Raw genomic sequence first — 451 nt, forward strand, 5'->3', positions numbered from 1 at the left:
TAAGTTAATAGTTTCTAAATGGCTACAATGGCTCGGTAGCTCAGTCGGTAGAGCAATGGATTGAAGCTCCATGTGTCGGCGGTTCGATTCCGTCCCGCGCCATCTGTCTTATGCGGGTATAGTTTAGTGGTAAAACCACAGCCTTCCAAGCTGTTGTCGCGAGTCCGATTCTCGTTACCCGCTTTTTTGGGCCTATAGCTCAGCTGGTTTAGAGCGCACGCCTGATAAGCGTGAGGTCGATGGTTCAAGTCCATTTAGGCCCATTTTGGAGAAGTACTCAAGTGGCTGAAGAGGTGCCCCTGCTAAGGGTATAGATCGCGCAAGCGGTGCGAGGGTTCGAATCCCTCCTTCTCCGTTGTTCCATATTAAAAATATGACCCCTTGGTCAAGTGGTTTAAGACACTGCCCTTTCACGGCAGTAACATGGGTTCGAATCCCGTAGGGGTCATTA

General features: G+C 49.9%; 5 tRNA genes. All 5 read left to right on the forward strand.

From position 1 onward, the window contains the following. Positions 1-29 precede the first annotated feature (29 nt). The 5 genes from KGF65_RS16840 to KGF65_RS16860 all read left to right on the forward strand — a co-directional run bounded on the left by KGF65_RS16840 (position 30) and on the right by KGF65_RS16860 (position 448). Positions 30-102, forward strand: a tRNA-Phe gene (locus KGF65_RS16840). A 10-nt stretch (positions 103-112) separates the two neighbouring features. Beyond that, positions 113-183: transfer RNA gene (locus KGF65_RS16845), tRNA-Gly, on the forward strand. A 5-nt stretch (positions 184-188) separates the two neighbouring features. After that, positions 189-263 (forward strand) — tRNA-Ile (locus KGF65_RS16850). A 4-nt stretch (positions 264-267) separates the two neighbouring features. Beyond that, a tRNA-Ser gene (locus KGF65_RS16855) sits at positions 268-355 on the forward strand. Between the two features lie 20 nt (positions 356-375). Continuing rightward, positions 376-448, forward strand: a tRNA-Glu gene (locus tag KGF65_RS16860). The last annotated feature ends 3 nt before the right edge of the window (positions 449-451 follow it).

Origin of the sequence: Lactiplantibacillus sp. 30.2.29, assembly GCF_018991255.1 — a bacterium.
Taxonomy (GTDB): domain Bacteria; phylum Bacillota; class Bacilli; order Lactobacillales; family Lactobacillaceae; genus Lactiplantibacillus; species Lactiplantibacillus pentosus.